Origin of the sequence: Xanthomonas hawaiiensis (assembly GCF_031834635.1) — a bacterium.
In the GTDB taxonomy this organism is placed as follows: Bacteria; Pseudomonadota; Gammaproteobacteria; order Xanthomonadales; family Xanthomonadaceae; genus Xanthomonas_A; species Xanthomonas_A sacchari.
The window spans coordinates 1,728,444-1,750,132 of sequence record NZ_CP115873.1 but is presented as its reverse complement, the minus strand read 5'-3'; the positions used below and the strand labels follow the sequence as shown (position 1 = coordinate 1,750,132).

The 21,689-nt window shown below is 70.4% G+C and carries 18 protein-coding genes and 1 pseudogene; 10 read left to right on the top strand and 9 right to left on the bottom strand.

The genetic code is table 11. The features are described 5' to 3' along the window. The first annotated feature begins 173 nt into the window (after window positions 1-173). On the top strand, window positions 174-1,259 hold the full coding sequence (locus tag PG878_RS07610) for a GGDEF domain-containing protein (protein WP_209029792.1): 1,086 nt from the start codon (window positions 174-176) through the stop codon (window positions 1,257-1,259). Window positions 1,260-1,345: 86 nt separating this feature from the next. Here the strand turns inward: PG878_RS07610 and PG878_RS07605 are convergent. From PG878_RS07605 to map, 9 genes and pseudogenes are all read right to left on the bottom strand, one after another. Next, window positions 1,346-1,918: pseudogene (locus PG878_RS07605) on the bottom strand (LysE family translocator). A gap of 35 nt (window positions 1,919-1,953) precedes the next feature. Beyond that, window positions 1,954-3,645 (bottom strand): asparagine synthase B, encoded by a 1,692-nt coding sequence (gene asnB / locus PG878_RS07600; protein WP_209029789.1) that lies wholly within the window; start codon window positions 3,643-3,645, stop codon window positions 1,954-1,956. 253 nt (window positions 3,646-3,898) lie between these two features. Then, window positions 3,899-5,029, bottom strand: coding sequence for a succinyl-diaminopimelate desuccinylase (gene dapE, locus PG878_RS07595; RefSeq protein ID WP_209029788.1), 1,131 nt, complete (start codon window positions 5,027-5,029; stop codon window positions 3,899-3,901). A gap of 161 nt (window positions 5,030-5,190) precedes the next feature. Continuing rightward, on the bottom strand, window positions 5,191-5,649 hold the full coding sequence (locus PG878_RS07590; protein ID WP_209029787.1) for a GNAT family N-acetyltransferase: 459 nt from the start codon (window positions 5,647-5,649) through the stop codon (window positions 5,191-5,193). Beyond that, window positions 5,646-6,002, bottom strand: a complete 357-nt coding sequence (locus PG878_RS07585; protein WP_209029786.1) for an arsenate reductase — start codon at window positions 6,000-6,002, stop codon at window positions 5,646-5,648. Before PG878_RS07585 ends, PG878_RS07590 begins: the two co-directional genes overlap by 4 nt. Before the next feature lie 228 nt (window positions 6,003-6,230). After that, a complete protein-coding gene (locus tag PG878_RS07580) occupies window positions 6,231-6,812 on the bottom strand; it encodes a nuclear transport factor 2-like protein (protein ID WP_311186031.1) in 582 nt (193 codons plus the stop codon). Between the two features lie 752 nt (window positions 6,813-7,564). Continuing rightward, window positions 7,565-8,575, bottom strand: coding sequence for a 2,3,4,5-tetrahydropyridine-2,6-dicarboxylate N-succinyltransferase (gene dapD, locus PG878_RS07575; RefSeq protein WP_209029785.1), 1,011 nt, complete (start codon window positions 8,573-8,575; stop codon window positions 7,565-7,567). Further along, window positions 8,575-11,175, bottom strand: coding sequence for a [protein-PII] uridylyltransferase (locus PG878_RS07570; protein ID WP_209029879.1), 2,601 nt, complete (start codon window positions 11,173-11,175; stop codon window positions 8,575-8,577). Before PG878_RS07570 ends, dapD begins: the two co-directional genes overlap by 1 nt. A 29-nt stretch (window positions 11,176-11,204) precedes the next feature. Next, on the bottom strand, window positions 11,205-11,981 hold the full coding sequence (gene map, locus PG878_RS07565; RefSeq protein WP_010344028.1) for a type I methionyl aminopeptidase: 777 nt from the start codon (window positions 11,979-11,981) through the stop codon (window positions 11,205-11,207). A gap of 225 nt (window positions 11,982-12,206) precedes the next feature. Here map and PG878_RS07560 point away from each other — a divergent pair, with 225 nt between their 5' ends. The 9 genes from PG878_RS07560 (at window position 12,207) to PG878_RS07520 (ending at window position 21,657) form a co-directional block, all read left to right on the top strand. Beyond that, a complete protein-coding gene (locus PG878_RS07560) occupies window positions 12,207-12,710 on the top strand; it encodes a Csu type fimbrial protein (protein ID WP_048491225.1) in 504 nt (167 codons plus the stop codon). Window positions 12,711-12,724: 14 nt separating this feature from the next. Next, window positions 12,725-13,465, top strand: a complete 741-nt coding sequence (locus tag PG878_RS07555) for a fimbrial biogenesis chaperone (protein WP_209029784.1) — start codon at window positions 12,725-12,727, stop codon at window positions 13,463-13,465. After that, window positions 13,416-15,785 (top strand): fimbria/pilus outer membrane usher protein, encoded by a 2,370-nt coding sequence (locus tag PG878_RS07550; protein ID WP_209029783.1) that lies wholly within the window; start codon window positions 13,416-13,418, stop codon window positions 15,783-15,785. The genes PG878_RS07555 and PG878_RS07550 overlap by 50 nt, the downstream gene beginning before the upstream one ends. Then, a complete protein-coding gene (locus tag PG878_RS07545) occupies window positions 15,782-16,804 on the top strand; it encodes a Csu type fimbrial protein (RefSeq protein ID WP_209029782.1) in 1,023 nt (340 codons plus the stop codon). The genes PG878_RS07550 and PG878_RS07545 overlap by 4 nt, the downstream gene beginning before the upstream one ends. 81 nt (window positions 16,805-16,885) lie before the next feature. Then, window positions 16,886-17,206, top strand: a complete 321-nt coding sequence (locus PG878_RS07540) for a hypothetical protein (protein ID WP_209029781.1) — start codon at window positions 16,886-16,888, stop codon at window positions 17,204-17,206. Between the two features lie 17 nt (window positions 17,207-17,223). Next, window positions 17,224-17,937 (top strand): fimbrial biogenesis chaperone, encoded by a 714-nt coding sequence (locus PG878_RS07535; protein ID WP_209029780.1) that lies wholly within the window; start codon window positions 17,224-17,226, stop codon window positions 17,935-17,937. A 275-nt stretch (window positions 17,938-18,212) separates the two neighbouring features. Next, window positions 18,213-19,010, top strand: coding sequence for a 30S ribosomal protein S2 (gene rpsB / locus PG878_RS07530; protein WP_017908839.1), 798 nt, complete (start codon window positions 18,213-18,215; stop codon window positions 19,008-19,010). Between the two features lie 153 nt (window positions 19,011-19,163). Further along, entirely contained in the window at window positions 19,164-20,042 is an 879-nt protein-coding gene (gene tsf / locus PG878_RS07525; RefSeq protein WP_209029779.1) for a translation elongation factor Ts, read from the top strand. 118 nt (window positions 20,043-20,160) lie between these two features. Continuing rightward, window positions 20,161-21,657, top strand: coding sequence for a GGDEF domain-containing protein (locus PG878_RS07520; protein WP_209029778.1), 1,497 nt, complete (start codon window positions 20,161-20,163; stop codon window positions 21,655-21,657). Window positions 21,658-21,689 lie beyond the last annotated feature (32 nt).

The window sequence follows — 21,689 nt, the reverse complement described above, 5'->3', positions numbered from 1 at the left end:
ACGGGCGCAAGCGCAATGGCCAATGCCGGCGCTGCGAACAGGCGGGCCAAGCCGGGCGCGTCGCCACCGCTCAAGCTCACGCGCCGGGATGCCGATAAGCTCGCACCGCTCCAGTGCCTGCGCGTCGGCGCCCGCACTTCACCAACCCGCCGGGACGCAGCATTGCGCAGCACATGACGTACCCGGAGCACATCCGCCACCTGCTGGGCCGCTCGACCACCGCCATCCAGGCGCTGACCCTGTCGATCTGGGTGGCGACGCTGCTGCTCAATCCGTATCTGCAGCGACCATGGACCCTGGTCAACGCGATGCTGCTCGCCGCCCTGCTGGGCGCCGTGGCCAGCACGCTGCTGGTTCGCCGTTTCTGGCAATGGCGTATGAGCGGCGCACTGTACGTGCTGCTGCTGTCGTGGGCGTACCAGGTCGAACTGCGCCAGATGGGCCTACACGGCACATTCTGGTGGCTGCCGACGACCGCCACGCTGTGCTTGGGCATCAACCTCCTGTTCCCCTTTACCCGAGACTACCTGCTGGCGCTGGCCTACATCTGGACGATCATGCTGATCGGTCGACCGCTGCCGCTGGCCGCCGATGGCGATCCAACGCTGCTGGGGCTGCTGGTCGTGGCGGTGTCGCTGATCGGCCTGGCGATGAACCGCACGTTCGCGCGCAGCATGCTGACCACCTACCGGTTGAAGGAAGACTACCGACGCATTTCCGAGACCGATGCGCTCACCGGGCTGGCCAACCGCCGCGCCCTGATGGCGCAGTTGCACGCGCTTGCGAGCGCGCGCCGCGATTGCGGCACGCTGCAATTCGCGATGCTGGACATCGACGATTTCAAGCAGGTCAACGACACCCATGGCCACGATGTCGGCGATGCCGTGTTGCGTGCGCTGGCCGCGGAACTGACAAGGCTGGAGCAAGGCTGCCGGGCCGGCCGACTCGGCGGCGATGAATTCGGGATCGTGCTCGACGGCATGAGCGACACGCAGACCGAGGATCTTTTGCAGCGGTTGCTGGAACGGGTGCAGCGGACCAGCGACAAGCGTGTGGCCTTCACGTTCAGCGCCGGTGTCGCACGCCTGCGCCCGGACGGCGACATCTCCGATCTGCTCAAGCGTGCCGACCGTGCGCTGTATGCGGCCAAGCGCGACGGCAAGAGCCGGATCCGCCTGGACGGTCACGCGCCGCCAGCGCCCCTGGCCGCCCTGCAGCATCCGTCCGACACCACGACGCAGGCCATGGATTCGGCATAGCTGCAGGATCGCTCGCCGTTGCACGCGCGCATCCAGCGGCAGACGCGACCGCGACAGGCTTTGCGACGCGGCATTGCGCTCCGCGGCTACACCGCGCGCCACAGCAGGCGCAGACCCAACCCGCTCATCAATACCGCACTGAGCAGGTCCAGCGGCCGCCGCGCGCGCATCCACCAGCGCCGCGGCGCCGGCGCGGACAGCGCCGCGGCCACCAGCGCGAACCAGCACGCATCGATGGCGAAGGCCAGCAGCGGCAGCGCCACATACTCGACCGCGACGCGCTGCACCGGCAGCAGTGCGGCAAACAGGCTGGCGAACACCAGCGCAGTCTGCGGATTGCCGAGCTGGGTCAGCAGGCCCATGACGAAGGCCGAACGCACCGCCGGGACTTACTGTTCCGGCGCGACGGCCGGCGCCGGCGTGCGCCACGCCCGCCAGGCCAGCCACAGCAGATAGGCGGCACCGGCGACCGACAACGCGCGATGCAGCGCCGGCACCCGCTCCAGCAACGCCTGCAGGCCGAGCAACGCCGCCAACGCGAACAGCGCGCACCCCACGCCCATGCCCAGTGCCGCGCCGAACCCGGCCGCGCGCGAGCGTCCGGCAGCCAGCCGCGCCACCAGCAAGAAGCTCGCGCCGGGGCTGATCGCCCCCAACATCAGCACCCCGGCGATCGCCAGCAGGCTGGCGCCGGTCACCCCAGCGCCTGCGCGTGCACCCCGGCCACCGCGCGGCCGGAGGGATCGGCCATCGCCGCGAAGCTGGCGTCCCAGGCAATCGCCGCCGGCGAGGAGCAGGCGATCGACTTGCCGCCGGGGACGGTCTCGGCCGCGGCCGGAGTCGGGAACACGCGTTCGAACAGGCTGCGGTAGTAATAGGCTTCCTTGGTCTGCGGCGGGTTCACCGGAAAGCGCTTGTCGGCCGCGGCCAGTTCGCGGTCGCTCACCTGCGCCTCGGCATGCGCCTTCAGCCCGTCGATCCAGCCATAGCCGACGCCGTCGCTGAACTGCTCCTTCTGCCGCCACAGGATCGACTCGGGCAGGTAGCCCTCGAAGGCTTCGCGCAGCACCGCCTTCTCGATGCGCTTGCTGCCGTCGGCGCGGGTACCGGCCATCTTGTACTGGGCGTCCATGCGCATGGCCACGTCCAGGAACTCCACGTCCAGGAACGGCACGCGCGGCTCCACGCCCCAGGCCATCATCGACTTGTTGGCGCGCAGGCAATCGTAGTTGTACAGCGCGTCGAGCTTGCGGATCAGCTCTTCGTGGAATTCGCGCGCGTTCGGCGCCTTGTGGAAGTACAGATAGCCGCCGAAGATCTCGTCGCTGCCTTCGCCGGAGAGCACCATCTTCACCCCCATCGCCTTGATCCGCCGCGCCAGCAGGAACATCGGCGTGGAGGCGCGGATGGTGGTGACGTCGTAGGTCTCGATGTGCCGAATCACCTCCGGCAGCGCGTCCAGGCCTTCCTCGAAGGTGTATTCGAAGCCGTGATGCACGGTGCCCAGCGCCTCGGCGGCGATCGCCGCGGCGGCCAGGTCCGGCGAGCCCTTCAGGCCGATCGCGAACGAGTGCAGGCGCGGCCACCAGGCCTCGGCCTCGTCGTTCTCCTCGATGCGCTTGCGCGCGAAGCGCGCGGCCACCGCCGCCACCAGCGACGAATCCAGTCCACCGGACAGCAGCACGCCGTACGGCACGTCGGTCATCAACTGGCGATGCACGGCGCGCTCGAAGGCCTCGCGCAGTTCCTGCTTGCTCACCTCCACGCCCTGCACCGCCGCGTAGTCGCGCCACGGCTTGCGGTAGTACTGCACCAGTTCGCCGCTGGCACTGTCGTAATAGTGACCCGGCGGGAACTGGGCGACATCGGCGCAGCTGTCGGCCAGCGACTTCATCTCCGAGGCCACCCGCAGCCGTCCCTGCGCATCATGCCCCCAGTACAGCGGGCACACCCCCATCGGATCGCGTGCGATCAGCACACGGCCGGCGGCCTTGTCCCACAGCGCGAAAGCAAAGATGCCATTGAGGCGGTTCAGCAGCGCCTCCGGCGTGGTCTCGCGGTACAGCGCGTTGATCACCTCGCAGTCCGAGCCGGTCTGGAAGGCATAGGGCTTGGCGAGTTGCTTCTTCAGTTCGCGATGGTTGTAGATCTCGCCGTTGACCGCCAGCGCCAGTTGCCCGTCGTCGGAGAGCAGCGGCTGCGAACCGCCGGCCGGATCGACGATGGCCAGCCGCTCGTGGACCAGGATCGCGCCGTCGTCGACATACACGCCGCTCCAGTCCGGGCCGCGGTGGCGCTGCCGCTGCGAGCAGTCCAGCGCCTGCCGCCGCAGCGCCTGCAGGTCGTCGCCCGGTTGCAGGCCGAAGATGCCGAAGATCGAACACATGGGGAAACTCCTGATCGTGGGGTGTTGGTGCGAAGGGAGAGGCACACACCAGGCACAAAAAAACCCGCATCGGCCGATGCGGGTTTTCTGGTGGCTGGGCGTGGTGTTTCTGGTAGCGCCTAGTCGCAGACCCGCATCGGCCGCGCACGATTATTCGCCAGCGCATTATTGCGGCCGTTGGCGTTGATCGAGCGGAGGACGGACAGCGAGGTCATGCAGCGACCGTAACCCGGCGCGCGGGTCGGCGCAACTGTTACCGCAGCAACCGTTCGATCAGGCGCAGGTACAGATCCGGCAGCGCCTCCAGGTCGGCCACGCGCACGTGCTCGTCGACCTGGTGGATGCTGGCGTTGACCGGGCCGACCTCGATGCACTGCGCGCCCAGTGGCGCGATGAAGCGCGCATCGGAGGTGCCGCCGCCGGTGCTCTCCTCCGGCGGCGCGCCGGCGACCTCGCCCAGCACCTCGCGCGCCACCCGGCGCAGCGTGCCTTCCGGGGTGTAGAACGGCTCGCCGCTGCGGTGCCAGCGCAGCGCGTAGTCCAGGCCATGGCGATCGAACAGCGCGGCGATCTCCGCTTCCAGCCGCGGCGCATCCCAGTGCGGGGTGTAGCGCAGGTTGAAGGCGACCTGCAGTTCGCCGGGGATCACGTTGTTGGCGCCGGTCCCGGCATGGATATTGGAGAGTTGCAGGCTGGTCGGCGGAAAGCTTTCGTAGCCGTCGTCCCAATGCCGCGCGACCAGCTCGGCCAGCGCCGGCGCAGCCAGGTGGATCGGGTTGCGCGCCTTGTGCGGATAGGCCACGTGCCCCTGCACACCGCGCACGCGCAGGGTGCCGGAAAGGCTGCCGCGACGACCGACCCGCAGCAGGTCGCCGAGCCGCTCGGTGGACGAGGGCTCGCCGGTGATGCACCAGTCGATGCGCTCGCCACGCTCGGCGAACACGCGCGCCACGTGGCGCACGCCGTCGATCGCATCGCCTTCCTCGTCGCTGGTCAGCAGCAGCGCCAGCGTACCCGGGTGCTGCGGCTGCACGGCCACGAACCGCTCGGCGGCGACCACGAAGGCGGCCACGCTGCCCTTCATGTCGGCGGCGCCGCGCCCGTACAGCACGCCATCGCGCACCTGCGGCGCGAACGGATCGCTGCTCCAGGCCTCGCGCGGCCCCGGCGGCACCACGTCGGTATGCCCGAGCAGCGCCAGCACCGGGCCATCGCCGCCGCGGTGGGTCGCCCACAGGTTGTCGACCTCGCCGCAGCGCAGCCGCTCGATGGCGAAACCGGCGCGCTGCAGCCGCTGCGCGATCAGTGCCTGGCAGCCGGCATCGTCGGGGGTGACCGACGGGCGGGCGATCAGGTCGCAGGCGAGTTCAAGGACATCGGACATGCAGGAACACCGTTGGAAGACACGAGGGGGACGCGATGACGATCGCCAGCGACACCGTCGCGTGCGGGCGACACCGCAAACGCAGTGTACGAGTGGTGCTGGCGGATTCGAAGCATCGGCCAGTGTCGCCTGGCGGATGCGCGGCGCAGGCGCGGCCGTCGCTACGACGCGACGCCCGGCCAGCGCATGCACTGCACGCGCACCGCGAAGGCCTCGTTGCCGGGCATGCGCCCACGCTGCAGGCCGCTTTCGACGAAGCCACAGGCGCGGTAGAACGCGAGCGCCGCGGCATTGCCCTCCAGCAGTTCCAGGGTCAGGCCGGCCGGGCTGGCGTCCTGCACCGCGGCCACCAGCGCCTGGCCGATGCCGCGCCGGCGCGCGGCCGGATCCACGTACAGCCAGGCCAGCTCCGCGCCATCGTCGGCGACGAAGCCGAGCACCTGGCCATCGCACTCGGCGACCTGCACGCGGTAGTCGAACAGGCCTTCGCGCTCGGCCGCGATCGGCAGCGGCAGGAACGCATCGGGCAGGCCCGCCGCCTGCAGTTCTTCCAGGCGCGCGGCATCGTGGATGGCGCACAGGCGCGCCCAGTCCTCGGCCCGGTACGGGCGGACGGTCACGCGATCCCGAACCGCTGCTTGAAGCCGTTGTCGGAGAAGCCCTGGCTGAGCTTGCCGTCGTCGGTCACCACCACCGGTCGCCGGATCAACTGCGGGTATTCGCGCAGCAGCAGCTTCCACTCGGCATCGGAGCCGGGCGTCTTCTTGTTCTCGGGCAACTGCCGCCAGGTGGTGGAGGACTTGTTGACCAGCGCGTCGAACCCACCGGCCTGCCCGGCCCACTCCAGCAGGGTCTCCGGGGTCGGCTTGTGCTCGCGGTAGTCGACGAAGGTGTAGGACACGCCGAAGCGGTCCAGCCACTTCGTCGCCTTCTTGCAGGTGTCGCAGTTCTTCAATCCGTACAACGTCGTCATCGAAATGTTCCATCAAGCGAATAAAGCCCCTCCCACCGGGAGAGGGGTTGGGGTGAGGGTCGGTCGGCCCAGGACAGATCGACCCCAACGCGCCACACACAGCCTTTCGGCGGTCGATGCCATCAGGAGACGAACCGGGGCACTCCGTCATCGACAGGCAGCAGCGCGCGTGATCTTACCCGCCGCGTGCGCCATCGGCCTCCCAGGCGCAAGAAGAAGCCCCCTGCCTCACTGCGTCGGCACTCCCTTGAGCTGCGCCGAGTCGATCCGCCAGCGCAGTTGCGCCGCCGAAGCCCCGTCCACGCCGTTGACCCGGCGCAGCACGTAGTGGCCGCGGAAGCGTTGCCGCGTGCCGTTGGCCAGCGTCGCCTCCACGGTGACCGGCACCGGCTGATACACCGAGCCGGCGGCGCCGTCGCTGCGGCCCAGCGCACCGATCGTCGCCTTCACCGCGCGCGTCTGCGCGAAGCCGGCCTCGAACGCAGCGTAGGACTGCCCCGGGCGTCCGTCCTCGCCCCACTGCTGCCAGGCCGTGGCGTAGTCGCGCGCATTGATCGCCGCGTAGTAGCGCCGCACCACGTCGGCCGCGGCCTGCGGACTGTCGGCGGCCGGGCCGCAGCCGGCCGTGGTTGGTCCGTCGCGGCCGAGCAGCGCGCAACTGCGGGCGATCTCGTCGTCGATCATCGCGCAACTGTTGGCGGCGTTGCAGGGCGGATGCGTGGCCGGCGACACCGAGCGACAGGTCGCCACGCGCGCCGCCGCCGCGTCGGCACCGATCTCGGCAGCGCAGGACAATGGTTCACTTGCCACGCTGGCGCTCTCCGTCGTCGCAGGCGCTTGCGCAGCCGTCGCGGCCGACGCGGGGCTTGGCGAAGCGTCGGCCGCGGTAGGCGCGTGGCCGCCCGCAGGTGCCGTTTGCGCCAACGCGCCCTCGCGACCGCACCCGGACAGCGCGACCGCTACCGTCATCCAGCAAGCCCATTTCATCCTCCGCATTGGCGTCTCCTGTCGTGGCAGTGCAGCACCCGGCAACATCTGCCCGGGCATGTCGATCCGATGCACACTGCCTCGGCAGCGCTCAAATCCGCGTGTGGCAGCGTATCCGGCCACCGATGTACGCCGGGTGTGCGGTCTGCCCGCAGACGGCACACTGGCATTGGATTCGCCGGAGGTTCGACATACCGGCACTCCGATGATGACGGAAGCCCCTGCGTGCTTTACCGCCTTTGCGTTTGCTTTTGATCTACTGGGTTCCCTTCCGCAGCGGCGGATGGACCGGGGAAACACCCGAAGGGCGGCGCACATGGATGTGCGCCGTCCGCGGCAGGGGCAGGATGCCCCTTCCGCGGATCCCCGGTGCATCCGCGGACCCGGAGCGCGCAGCGCGGAGGGCGCGTAGGCAGGGTGTGCTTTCTTTTGGTTACTTTTCTTTGCACAAGCAAAGAAAAGTAACTCGCCGCAAGGCGAAAGCCCTTGCTGTTACCTTGAGCTCAAGGCTATGTAGAAGGGCTTTAGAAGCAGCACGCCAAAGCGAGACCGGGCTGGCCCCGGTCTCGCCATCCTCAATCAGCCAGCCCGCGCAGCAAATCGTTGACGCTGGTCTTGCTGCGGGTCTTGGCGTCGACCTGCTTGACGATCACGGCGCAGTACAGCGAGTGCGAACCGTCCTTGGACGGCAACTGCCCGGACACCACCACGCTGTACGGCGGCACATAACCGTAGGAGATCTCGCCGGTGGCGCGGTTGTAGATGCGCGTGCTCTGGCCCAGGAACACGCCCATGCCGATCACACTGTGGTGGCCGACCACCACGCCCTCCACCACCTCCGAGCGCGCGCCGATGAAGCAGTGGTCCTCGATGATGGTCGGGCTGGCCTGCAGCGGTTCAAGCACGCCGCCGATGCCGGCGCCGCCGGACAGGTGGCAGTGCTTGCCGATCTGCGCGCAGGAGCCGACCGTGGCCCAGGTGTCGACCATGGTGCCCTCGCCGACGTGCGCGCCGATGTTGGTGAAGCTCGGCATCAGCACCACGTCCTTGCCGAAGTAGCTGCCGCGACGCGCCACCGCGCCCGGCACCACGCGCACCCCGGCCTTGCGGAACTCGGCTTCGTGATAGCCGGCGAAACGCGCCTCCACCTTGTCCCAGAACGGCGCCGGCTGCGCTTCCACCACCGCCATCTCGTTGACCCGGAAGTACAGCAGCACCGCCTTCTTCAGCCACTCGTTGACCTTCCAGCCGCCGTGCCCGTCCGGCTCGGCGACGCGGAACTCGCCGCTTTCCAGGCCGTCAATGACACGGTTGACCACCGGCCGGGTGGATCCCTCGATCTCGTCCAGGGTCAGCGTGGCGCGGCGCTCGAAGGCGCTGTCGATGGTGAACTTCAGTTCGTCGGCGCTGGGCACGGCGACCGGCTTGGCGCGCAGCGGCTTCGGCGCGGGCTTGGCCGGCTTGGCTGACGCGGTCGGCGCCGCAGGCTTGGCCGCAGCCGGCTTGGCGGTCTTCTTCGGGGCCGTCTTCTCGGGCGCCGCCGTCTTGGCAGCGGACTTCTTGGCGGCAGGCTTCTTGGTGGCCATCAGCGGGGGTCTCCAGGCGGGGTATCGGGGTCCAGGCACGCCTGCAGCGCGGCCTGCAGCGCCTGGCGGGCGGCCTCGGGCAACGGCAGGTTGTGCTCGTCGGTGATGTGGAACAGGTCCTCGGCGCGCTCGCCGAAGGTGGCGATGCGTGCGTCGTGCACGCGCAGGTGGTGCCGGCGCAGCACCTGGGCCACGTCCGCCAGCAGTCCCGGGCGGTCCGGCGCGACCAGGCCGAGCCGGGTCAGGCGGCCGTCGAGGCTCTCGCGGAACTCGATGCGCGGGGCGAAGCGGAAATGCCGCAGTTGCCGCGGCACCACCCGTCGCGCCGGGCGCAGGCGCGCCAGGTCGCCGGCCAGCGCCTCGCGCAGCCCTGCCTGCAACTGCGCCAGGTCGCCGCTGGCGAAGGCATCGGCGGGCATCACCTCGAAGGTGTCGAAGATCGCGCCGTGCGGGGCGTCGAGCACCCGCGCGCGATGGATGCCGTAGCCGAGCCGGTCCAGGGTCATCACGATCGCGGCGAACAGGCCGTCGCGGTCGGGCGAGTACACGAACACTTCCAGCGCCGCGTCGTCGGGCGTGACCGGGCGCACCTTCACCAGGGTGCCGCCCAGTTCCACCTCCATCAGCGAGGTCGCCTGCCAGGCCAGTTGCTCGGGGCGGAAGCGCAGGAAGCTCTCGTCCGGCATGCCGGCGAACTGGCGGTCGATGGTGACGTCATCGTGGCCCTGGATGTGCATCAGCGCGCGCGTGGCCTCGCGCGCTTCCTGCAGGCGCTCGGCCACCGGCAGCGGATGCTCCAGGCCTTCGCGCAGCGCGCGGCGCGCGGCGAAGTACAGGTCCGCCAGCAGCCGATCCTTCCACGCGTTCCACAACTTGGGGCTGGTGCCGGCGATGTCGGCGCAGGTCAGCAGGTACAGATAGTCCAGCCGCTCGCGGTCGCCGACCAGGCTGGCGAAGCGATGGATCACCTCCGGATCGGCGATGTCCTGCTTCTGCGCGGTCACCGACATGCGCAGGTGCTGCTCGACCAGCCAGGCGACCAGGTCGGTGTCGGCGGCGCTGAGCGCATGCGCAGCGCAGAACGCGCGCGCATCCACCGCGCCCAGTTCCGAATGGTCGCCGCCGCGGCCCTTGGCGATGTCATGGAACAGGCCGGCCAGCAGCAACAGTTCCGGCTTACGCAGCCGCGGCCACACTTCATGCGCGATCGAGAAGCGCTCGTCGGCGCGCGCGTTGGCGAACACCGCCATGTTCTTCAGCACCATCAGCGTGTGCTGGTCGACCGTGTACACATGGAACAGGTCGAACTGCATGCGCCCGGACACCTGCGCGAACGCCGGGATCCACTGCCCGAGCACGCCCAGCCGCGCCATCCGGGTCAGCGTCTGCACCGCGCGCGGGCCGCGCAGCAGCGCCAGGAAGCGCTCGCGCGCGGTGGTCGTGGCGTCGGCGTAGGCCGGCAGGTGCGGCAGCGCCTCGGCCAGCGCGCGCGCGGTCAGCGAATGCAGGCCGCGGATCTCGCCGTGCGCGGCCCAGGTGGCGAACAACGCGAACACCTGCACCGGGTCGGCCTGCGGCCAGCGCTCGTCGTCGGCGGCCAGGTAACCGCGGCGCAGCGAGAAGCCGCCGTCCAGCGGCTGCGGCTGCGCCTCGCCGTCGAACTGCTCCTCGAAGCGCTGCAGCAGGCGGTCGCTGAGCCGACGCACGATCGCCGCGCTGCGGTAGAAGCGCTGCATCATCTTCTCCACGCCCAGGCTCTCGGGGTCGTCGGAGAAGCCCAGGCGCTGCGCCAGCGCCTTCTGGTAATCGAAGCGCAAGCGCTCTTCCGGGCGGTTGGCGACCAGGTGCAGCCCGTAGCGCAGGCGCGCCAGTTCGCGACGCTCGCGGCGCAGCGCCGCGGCTTCGTCGCCGCCGACGTGGCCCAGCCCGATCAGCGGCTCCAGGTCGCGCACGCCGAACGCGCGCAGCGCCATCCAGCCGAGCGTGTGCAGATCGCGCAGGCCGCCGGGGCCGTCCTTGATGTCCGGCTCCAGGTTGTCGGCGGTGTCGCCGAAGCGCTGGTGGCGGGCCTGCAGTTCCTCGCGCTTGGTCATGAAGAATTCGCGCGGCGGCCACACCCGCTGCGGGGCGATGGCCACCGCCAGCGCCGCCTTGGCCGCGGCGTCGGCCTGCAACGGGCGCGCCTCGATCAAGGCGGTCAGCACGGTCTGGTCGGCGCAGGCGGCGGTGCACTGCGCGGCCGAGCGCACCGCATGGCTCACCGGCACGCCGGCATCCCACAGCAGCGGGAACAGCCGCGCCAGCGCCGGTTCGTGCGCCGGGTCGAGCTCGCCGAACACCAGCAGGTCGATGTCCGAGCGGGGAAACAGTTCGCCACGGCCATAGCCGCCGACCGCGAACAGGGCCAGCCCGGCCTCGCGCGGCACGCAGCGGCTCCAGGCGTGGCGGATCAACTGGTCCAGGGCGCGGGCGCGCAGCGCCAGCAGGCGGTCGATGTCGTCGCCCTGGTCGAAACGCTTGCTCAGCCGCGCATCGGTCTGCGCCAGCAGTTGCCGGACTGCGGCCGCCCAGCCGGCGTCGTCGACACCGGCGCCGGGCATGCCGGCATCGGCGCCGGCCGGCAGCAGGCTCACGGCTCGCCGAGGCCGCCCGGCGACAGGGTCAGGACCTCCACCCCATCGTCGGTGACGGCGACCATGTGCTCCCATTGCGCGGACAGCTTGCGGTCCTTGGTCACCACGGTCCAGCCGTCCGGCAGCACGCGGGTGTAGCGCGTGCCCTCGTTGATCATGGGCTCGATGGTGAAGGTCATGCCCGGCTTCAGCACCAGGCCGTCGCCCGGCCGGCCGTAGTGCAGCACCTGCGGTTCGTCGTGGTAGACCTTGCCGATGCCGTGGCCGCAGTACTCGCGCACCACGCTGAAGCGCTCGCTCTCGGCGTACTGCTGGATGGCATGGCCGACATCGCCGAGCGTGGCGCCCGGCTTGACCGCGCGGATGCCGCGCCACATCGCCTCGTAGGTGGCCTCGATCAGGCGCCGCGCCATCACCGAGGGCGTGCCGACGCAGTACATGCGGCTGGTGTCGCCATGCCAGCCGTCCTTGATCACGGTGACGTCGATGTTGACGATGTCGCCGTCCTTGAGGACCTTGCTGTCGCTGGGGATGCCGTGGCAGATGACGTTGTTCACCGACGTGCACACGGTCTTGGGATAGCCGCGGTAGCCGACGTTGGCCGGGACGGCGCCCTGCACCTTGACGATGTGGTCGTGGCAGATGCGGTCCAGCTCGGCGGTGGTGACGCCGGGCTTCACGTACGGGCCGATCAGGTCCAGTACCTCGGCGGCCAGGCGGCCGGCCACGCGCATCTTCTCGATGTCCTGCGGAGTTTTCAGATTGACGGTCATGGCCGTCATTATCGCTCATCCCGGCCCTGGCTGAACGCGCCGGGCGGTTTGCCGGCTTTTTGGCACGCGGCCTTGCCCCTCGTCGCCTTCACCGTGATGAACGCGACGTGTTGTGGTCGTCATCTCATGTGGAAGCTGGATAGCGATCCAAAATAGTGTGAACTGGCGCGCATTTTGCACTGCATCGGCACCGGCGGTTGTCCGCCCTCACCGAAGAACCCTGCCATGTACCTCTTCCATCGCGTTCTCGCCTTCCTCGTGCTGTTCGCCGCCGGGACCGGCCTGGCCTGGGCCCAGTCCGACTCGCGCACCTTCAACGTCAAGATCCAGATCACCAGCGTCTGCGACATCCAGACCGCGCCCACCGACGTCGATTTCGGCAGCGTCAATTCCACCCAGACCGCGATCAACAGCACCGGCACCTTGAACGTGCGCTGCACCTCCGGCACGCCGTACAACATCGCGCTCAACGCCGGTTCCGGCTCCGGTGCCACGGTCACCACCCGCACCATGGGCAGCGCCGACGTCAGCAATACCGCACGCGTGCCGTACGCGCTGTACCGCAATGCCGCGCGCACCCAGAACTGGGGCTCGACCATCGGTACCGACACCCAGGCCGGCACCGGCAATGGTGCAGTGCAACCGATCACCGTCTACGGCCAGGTCGCCAGCACCAACTACCCTGCCGGTTCGTACAGCGACGTCGTCACCGCCACCGTCACCTGGTAACCGGAGCCGCCTGCATGCGTTCGCGACTGCCTTCCTTCCTGCGCCTGCCCGCGCTCGCCGCACTGTGGCTGGCGGCGGCCGGCGCGGCTGTCGCCGCGAGCCTGCAGGTGGCGCCGACCTCGGTGTCCCTGCGTGCCGAGGAGACCGCGCAGGGCCTGTGGCTGAGCAACAGCGGCGACGTGCCGCTGCGCGCGCAGGTGCGCGTGTTCCGCTGGCAGCAGCGCGACGGCGAGGATGTGCTCGACCCCAGCGACCGCATCGCGCTCAGCCCACCGATGCTGGAACTGGCGCCGCACGCGCGGCAGTTGGTGCGGGTGATCCGCCTGGACCCCGCGCCCGGCGCGCACGAGGACGCCTACCGCATCCTCGTTGACGAGTTGCCCGGCCAGGATCCCGCCAGCGGCGCCAGCGCCGGGTTGCAGTTCGTGCTGCGCTATTCGGTGCCGGTGTTCCTGCAGCCCGCCATCGCCACCGCGCCGACGCTGCGCGCGCGGCTGGTCCGCGACGGCGCCGCCGCGGCGCTGGAAGTGGCCAACCAGGGCAACGGCCACGCGCAACTGGTGGACCTGCAGTTCGTCGCCGGCGACGGCCGGCGCACCGCGATCGCCGACGGCCTGGCCGGCTACGTGCTGCCGGGCCAGCGCAAGCGCTGGCCGCTGCCGGCGGCGCTGGCGCAGATACAGGGAACGTTCGAGGCAAGGATCAATGGCGAGCCGCACGCGCAGTCGCTGGTCGTGGACACCGCGGCGCCTTGAACTGCTGCTGGCGCTGTGGGTCGGCACTGCCGCGCTCGCCGTCGCCCAGCCGCAGGCCGCGCCCCAGCCCCAGGCCGCGGCACCGGCGCAGGAGACCCTGTACCTGGAGGTCACCCTGAACCAGACCCGCCAGCCCGGCCTGTTCCAGTTCCAGCGCGACGGCGCGCAACTGCGCGCCAGCGCCGCCACCCTGCGCCAGCTCGGCCTGCGCGTGGACGGCAGCGACGCCACCGCAGCGATCGCCCTGGGCGACCTGGACGGCGTGCGCTTCCGCTACGACGCCAGCCTGCAGAAGGTGGAGATCGACGCACCGGTGGCGCTGCTGGACGTCGCCACCACCCGGATCGACGCGCGCGGCGGCGTCCCGTCGCTGCCGGCGACCAGTTCCCCAGGCGCCCTGCTCGACTACGACCTCTACGCCAGCCGCCAGGGCGGCGCCAGCAATCTCACCGCCAGCGGCGAGCTGCGCGTGTTCGGCCTGGGCGCGGGCCTGCTGCGGCAGTCCTTCGTCGGCCGCCTGTACCGCGAGCCGCAACGCGACTGGGGCGCCCAGGCGATCCGCCTGGACACGCAATGGCAGTGGTCGCTGCCCGAGCGCATGACCAGCGTGGTGCTGGGCGACACCTTCAGCAGCAGCACCAGTTGGAGCCGCACCGTGCGCCTGGGCGGCGTCCGGGTGGGCAGCGACTTCGGCCTGCAGCCGTATCGCGCCATCACCCCGTTGCCGGAGTTCCTCGGCGAGGTGGCCGTGCCGTCCAGCGTGGATCTGTACGTCAACGGCATCCGCCAGTACGGCGCGCAGTTGCCGGCCGGGCCATTCCAGTTGTCCGCGGCGCCGGGCGTGGACGGCGCCGGCAATGCCCAGGTGGTGATCACCGACGCCTACGGGCGCACCCGCTCGCTGGCCTTTCCGTTCTATGCGACCCAGGACCTGCTGGCCAGCGGGCTGACCGACTGGTCGCTGGCGCTGGGCAGGGTACGCGAGCAGTACGGCGTCGCCGATTTCGCCTATGCCGGCGACACCGTCGGCAGCGCCAGCTGGCGGCGCGGCCTCGGTCCGCGCTTCACTGCCGAGGCCCACGCCGAGGCCGGGGCCGGCGTGCGCAATGCCGGGGTCGGCAGCCTGTGGTTGTTGCCGCGCGCCGGCGTGTTCGGCGCCTCGCTGGCGCACGGCGGCGCGGCCGGGCAGCACGGCCTGCAGTACGCGCTGAGCTACCGCTGGAACAACGGCCGTTTCAACCTGGCCATGGACACCCAGCGCGCACAGGCCGGCTATCGCGACGTGGCCGCGCGCTACGGCGCCGCGCCGCCGCGGGTCAGCGAACGCGCCCTGTTCGGCAGCACCTGGGACGGCGTCGGCAACATCGCCCTGAGCTACGTGCGCCTGGCCTATCCCGACAGCGGCGACCAGCGCTATGCCAGCCTGTTCTGGACCCGCGCCCTGCCGCGGCAATCGTCGCTGAACCTGAGCATCAACCAGAACCTGGACCAGGCCAGCGACCGCAGCGTGTACCTGGGCTGGTCGATCGCACTGGACGGCCGCCGTCAGGCGGGCGTCGCCATGCAGCGCATCGGCGCGCGCACCAGTGCGACGGCGGACCTCAGCCAGGCGGCCGCCGCCGACGGCGGCAGCGGCTGGCGGCTGCAGGCACGCGGCGGCCAGGACGGCGGCGGCGGGCTCGCCGAAGCCAGTTGGCGCAGCGCCAGCGCCCGTTATGCCGGCGGCATCGCCAGCGCCGGCGGCCAACGCTACGGCTATGCCGAAGCCTCGGGCGGCCTGGCCTGGATCGGCGGCGGCTGGTTCCGCGGCCGCGACCTCGACCAGGCCTTCGCCCTGGTCTCCACAGGCGGCGTCGCCGACGTGCCGGTGCTGCTGGAGAACCGGCCGATCGGCCGCACCGATGCGCGCGGCTTCCTGCTGGTCACGCCACTGCTGGCATGGCAGCACAACCGCCTGTCGATCGATCCGATGCGCCTGCCGGCGGAGCTGCGGCCGGAGCAGGTCGACCAGATCGTGGTACCGCGCGACCGCACCGGGGTGGTGGTCGCGTTTCCGATCCGTCGCAGCGACGGCGTGCTGGTGCAACTGCACGATGCCGCCGACACACCGCTGCCGGTCGGCAGCCGGGTGCGCGGAACCGGCGTCGACACCGTGGTGGGCTACGATGGCCAGGCCTATGTGGAAGGACTCGCGCCCGGCCGCAACGACCTGGAGGTGGACATGCAAGGACGCCGTTGCCGGTTGCGGATCGAACGCCCGGCGCAGGCGCCGCCCACCCGGCTGGGTCCGCTGCGCTGCGTGCAGGAGACGACGCCATGAGCGCGCGTGCCTGGCCGATGGCGCTGACGGCGCTGCTGCTGGCGGCCGTGGCGTTGCTGCCGCAGCGCGCCGCCGCCACCACCACCTGCACCGCACAGGCGACGGCGGCGAGTTTCGGCACCCTCTCCGACACCGCCGCCACCGACACCACCGCGCAGATCCTGGTGACCTGCCAGACCGGCGCGATCAGCGTGCTGGGCACGATCTACGTGCGCATGTGTCTGAACATCGGCGAGGGCGCGCAGGGCGCCGGCTTCGGCATCACCCCGCGGCGCATGCTCAATCCGCTCAACGACATCCTCGGCTTCCAGCTCTACCGCGACAGCGCGCGCAGCCTGATCTGGGGCAGCGCCCTGAGCGGCTCCACCCCGCTGCAGGTGGACCTGACCTACGCGTCGCTGGCGACCGGCGGCACCGGCACCGCCACCTACGTCATCTATGCGCGCGTCCCGCTGCAGAGCGGCATCGCCACCGGGACCTACCAGAACAGCTTCAGCGGCGTGTACACCAACCTGCAGTACCGCTACGACGAGCCGCTGGTCGGCAACCCCGCGGTGATTCCCGCCTCCTGCACCACCGGCGGCAAGGGCGGCGGCACCTCGGTGCAGTTCCCGTTCGTGGCCAGCGCCACCGCCGCGCCGACCTGCACCATCGCCAGCATCGCCGACCTGGATTTCGGCACCCAATCGGGCCTGATCGACAATGCGCTGAACTACACCACCACGCTCAGCATGAACTGCCGCGCCCGCACCGCCTGGCAGGTGAGCCTGGACAACGGCCAGAACGCCAGCGGCAACGTGCGCCGCATGCGCAGCGCCAGCGGCCAGTACCTGACCTACGAGTTGTACCGCGACGCCGCGCGCACCCAACGCTGGGGCAGCACCCTGAATACCGATACCCAGACCGGTACCGGGACCGGCAGCGCACAGTCGCTGACCCTGTACGGGCGGGTGCCTGCGCGGCAGACCCCCGCCCCGGGCAGCTACAGCGACGTGGTCAAGGTCACCGTCACCTACTGATGCCTGAACGGCGCCGTCGCGCCGGTCAAGTTGCCGGGGGGCGGGCCGCTATTGGCTGTGTCCTCCCCGGAGTCCCGCTCGATGACCGTGCCGTTCCTGCGACCGCTGTTGTTGGCGAGCCTGTGCGTGGCCGGCGTCGACGCCTCGGCGCAGCCAGGGGCCGGCAGCGGCGCCGCCATGCTGCGGATCGGCATCCGCATCGAGCGCAGTTGCGAAATCGGCGCTGCGGCGCGTCCGCAGCCCGGGGCGCTGCCGACGGTCGCCTGCAACCGCCCACTGGCCTACCAGGTGAGCATCGACGGCGTGCCCGCGCCCGACGCCGCCACCGCCCTGGCCTTGAGCCTGCCCGCGGCCGGCGCCGCGCCGCGCATCCCGGCGCGCTACGCCACGGTCGCGTTCTAGTGGGCCGCGCCCGCCGCATGCGCGCGCGCCTGCTGCCGGCGCTGCTGCTGGCGCTGGCCGGCAGTGCCGATGCGGCCGGGGTGCGGATCAGCCCGACCCTGGTGCAACTGGCTCCCGGCGAGACCAGCACCGAGATCTGGCTGAGCAATACCCAGGACCGCCCCTGGCAGGCCCAGGTGCAGGTGTACCGGTGGCGGCAGACCGACGGGATGGACGACCTTGAGCGCACCGACGAGGTCCGCACCAGCCCGCAATCGATCGACATCCCGGCGCAGGGGCGGCAACTGCTGCGGCTGGTGCGTCCCGGACCGGCCAGCGCCGACGAAAGCGCCTACCGCCTGGTGCTGGAGGAACGCCCCGCCCCAGCCGACCCGGCCGCACCGGCGCCCGCCACGCAACCCCCGCCTTTGCTGCTGCGCTATTCCACCCCGGTATTCCTGAGCGCGGCGGACCCGGCAGCCGTGCCGCGCCTGAGCGCCCACCTGAGCGCCGGCGCGCGCGGGCCGGAGCTGGTGGTGCACAACCGCGGCAGCGCCCACGCCCGGCTCAGCGACCTGAGCTTCGTCGGCGCCGACGGCCGCACCCTGGCACTGTTCCCCAGCCTCTCCGGCTACGTCCTGGCCGGCGCCTACAAGCGCTGGCCGCTGCCGGCCGCCGCGACCGCGCCCGGCGGCCACTTCGCGGCCAGGCTCGACGACGAGACGCCGCTGCAGGCCCTGCCCGCCGAGTGAACCGCCCGGCACATTGCGCCACCAGCCCCCGCCAGGTATAGTGCGCGGCTTCGTCGTGCCCGTCATGGGCCGATGGACCGTCCACGCCGGACGCACCGGCGAATTCACACCTGCCGCCATCGCCCGTGCCGGGGTGCTCCGCAAGGAGTTCGGCCACGGAGGCGGCAGGGAGGCCCAACCCCGGAATCGTCGTGCGGCCCGCAAGGCCGCCGTCATGCGCGCGCTTCACCCATTCCTGCCCGCGCACGGCCGGTTCCCCATCAGGAGTCACTGCAATGCCCCAGGTCACCATGCGTCAGATGCTGGAAGCCGGCGTCCATTTCGGCCACCAGACCCGCTACTGGAACCCCAAGATGGCGCCGTACATCTTCGGCGCGCGCGGCAAGATCCACATCATCAACCTCGAGAAGACGGTTCCGCTGTTCAACGACGCGATGAACTTCATCTCCAGCGTCGCGCAGAAGCGCGGCACCATCCTGTTCCTGGGCACCAAGCGCAGCGCCCGCGACGCGGTGAAGGAAGAAGCCGAGCGTTGCGGCCAGCCGTTCATGACCCAGCGCTGGCTGGGCGGCACGCTGACCAACTTCCGCACCGTCAAGCAGTCGGTGGCGCGCCTGAAGGAGCTGGAAGCGGCCGAGACCGACGGCACCTTCGACAAGCTGGTCAAGCACGAAGTGCTGACCCTGCGCCGCGAGCGCGACAAGCTGGAAGCCTCGCTGGGCGGCATCAAGGAAATGAACCGCCTGCCCGACGCGCTGTTCGTCATCGATATCGGCCATGAAGACATCGCCATCAAGGAAGCCAAGAAGCTCGGCATCCCGGTGATCGCGGTGGTCGACACCAACTACAACCCGGACCTGGTGGACTACGCCATCCCGGGCAACGACGACGCCATCCGCGCCGTGCAGCTGTACGCCCGCGCCGCCGCCGACGCCGTGCTGGAAGGCAAGGCCGCTGCGCCGAACGCCGCCAGCGTGCGCGAGGAAGAGTTCGCCGAAGGCGGCGACGACAAGGGCCGCGGCCCGCGCAAGAACGGCAAGAAGGCCGAAGAGACCGCTCCCGCCGCCGAGTAACCGGCGCGCCATGCGGCTGCGCGATCATGCGCAGCCGCCACCCGGCGCGTTCGGCGCGCCCGGCTTCGCGAGCGCCGCCTGTGCGGCGCCCGCTTCCCAGATCTACCGGCCGGCCGCAAGCCGGCCTTTTCCCACCTTTCGTGAGGACATCCCGTGGAAATCACTGCTTCCCTGGTCAAGGAACTGCGCGAGCGCACCGGCGCCGGCATGATGGAGTGCAAGAAGGCGCTCACCGAGAACGCCGGCAACATCGACAACGCCGCCGAGTGGCTGCGCAAGTCGGGCCTGGCCAAGGCCGACAAGAAGGCCGACCGCGTCGCCGCCGAAGGCCGCATCGCGATGGCCCAGGACGGCGGCAAGGCGGTCCTGGTCGAAATCAACTCCGAGACCGACTTCGTCGCCAAGGACAACAACTTCCTGGCCTTCACCGACGCCGTCGTGCAGGCCGCCCTGGCCTCCGGCGCCGCCGACGTCGAGGCGCTGAAGAGCGCCAAGCTGCCCGGCGGCGAGACCGTCGAGGAAGCCCGCGCCGCGGTCATCGCCAAGGTCGGCGAGAACGTGCAGGTGCGCCGCCTGGTGCGCATCGACAGCGCCAACAACGTCGCCGCCTACGTGCACGGCGGCCGCATCGGCGTGCTGGTCGAGGTCAAGGGTGGTGACGCCGACCTGGCCCGCGGCATCGCCATGCACATCGCGGCGATGAACCCGCCGCACATCAAGGCGTCCGACGTCCCGGCCGAGTTCGTGGCCAAGGAAAAGGAAATCGAGCTGGCCAAGATGTCGGAGAAGGACAAGGCCAAGCCGGCCGACATCCTGGAGAAGATCATCAGCGGCAAGATCGCCAAGATCGTCAACGAAGTCACCCTGTACGGCCAGCCCTACGTGCTGAACACCGACCAGACCGTGGAGCAGGCGGTGAAGGCCGCCGGCGCCGACGTGGTCGGATTCCAGCGCCTGGCCGTGGGCGAAGGCATCGAGAAGGTGGTGGAAGACTACGCCGCCGAAGTGATGAAGCAGGCCGGCCTGGCCTGATCCCGCGCCCGGGAAGAAAAGAGCCGCGCATTGTCGCGGCTTTTTTTTTACGGGTGTACGCTGCGCAGGCCAGGACAAGCTCCTCCCCATCTCTCATTCCACGCCGTATCGGAAGTGCATGCATCCTGAACTCGAAGCGATCCTGAGCCACTCCCGCGACCTGCCCTCGCCGCCCGGCGTGGCGCTGCGCATCATCGAACTGGCACAGGATGCGGACGTGGATCTGGCCGCCACCGCCGATGCCATCGCCATGGACATGGCACTGAGCGCGCGCATGCTGCGCATCGCCAATTCCCCGCTGTACGCCAGCCGGCGCCGCGTCGACAACCTGGGCCAGGCGCTGACCATGCTCGGCCTGAACGCCGCGCTGAGCCTGGCGCTGGGCTTCTCGATGGTGCAGAGCCTGCGCGGCGGCAGCGGCGAGCCGCAGGAACGGCTGTGGCGACGCAGCGTGCTGGCGGCGCTGGCCAGCCGCCTGCTCGGCCAGGCCGCCGGGCTGCGCAAGCACGAGGAACTGATGCTGGCCGGATTGCTGCAGGACATGGGCGCGCTGGCCCTGCTGCACGTCTGCCACGACCGCTACGCCGCCCTGCTGCACGAGGCCGCCGGCGATCCGCAGCGGCTGAGTGCGCTGGAGCGCGAGCACCTGGGCGCCGACCGCGCCGAGGTCGGCGCCTGGCTCGCGCACAAGTGGAAGCTGCCCAGCTACCTGCAGCGCAGTATCGGCAGCGGCAGCGATGCCACCCCCGCGACCGAGCCCTTCGACATCTGCGTGCGGCTGTCCGGCGCCATCGCCGACATCTGGCTCGGCGACGATCCCGAAGCCGCACGCACCCACGCCATGCAGCGCGCCTATCGCGACCTGCAACTGGATAGCCGCCGCTTCGACGAGGTGGTGGGCCACATCGCCGAGGCGCTGCCGGCGGTCAGCCCGATCTTCGATGTGCGCATCGCACAGCCGGAGCGGGTCGACGCGATCATCAGCCATGCCCGCGAACTGATGGTGCTGCGCAACCTGCGCGAAGTGCAGGAAGCCAACCGCGTGCGCCAGCGCGCCGACGAGTACGAGCAGCACGCACGGCGCCTGGCCGAGCAGGCCAGCCGCGACGCGCTCACCGGCGTGTTCAACCGCCACCAGCTGGATACCTTGCTCAAGCAGCAGTTCGAACTGGCCAATCGCCACGACTGGCCGCTGTCGGTGGCCTTCATCGACCTGGACGATTTCAAGAAGATCAACGACGCGCACGGTCACCTGGTCGGCGACCAGGTCTTGCGCGCATTCGCGCAGACCCTGCAGCCGATGCTGCGCGCCAGCGACACCGTGGCGCGCTTCGGCGGCGAGGAATTCCTGGTGCTGTTGCCCAACACCGGCGAAGAGGCCGCGCTGGGCGTGATGCGGCGCATCCTCGCCGAGATCGCGCAGCGGCCGATGGCCGAGACCAAGCAGGGGCCGCTGCACATCAGCTTCTCTGCCGGCGTGGCCACCCAGGGCGGCCGCGAGCGCTTCAACAGCGCGCAGGAACTGCTGCAGGCGGCTGACGACATGCTGTACAGCGCCAAGCACGGCGGCCGCAATCGCGTCACCGCGCGCTCGTGCGGGGAGGCGCAACGCTGAAGCATCGCCGACGGCGCAGACGCACTGGCGCG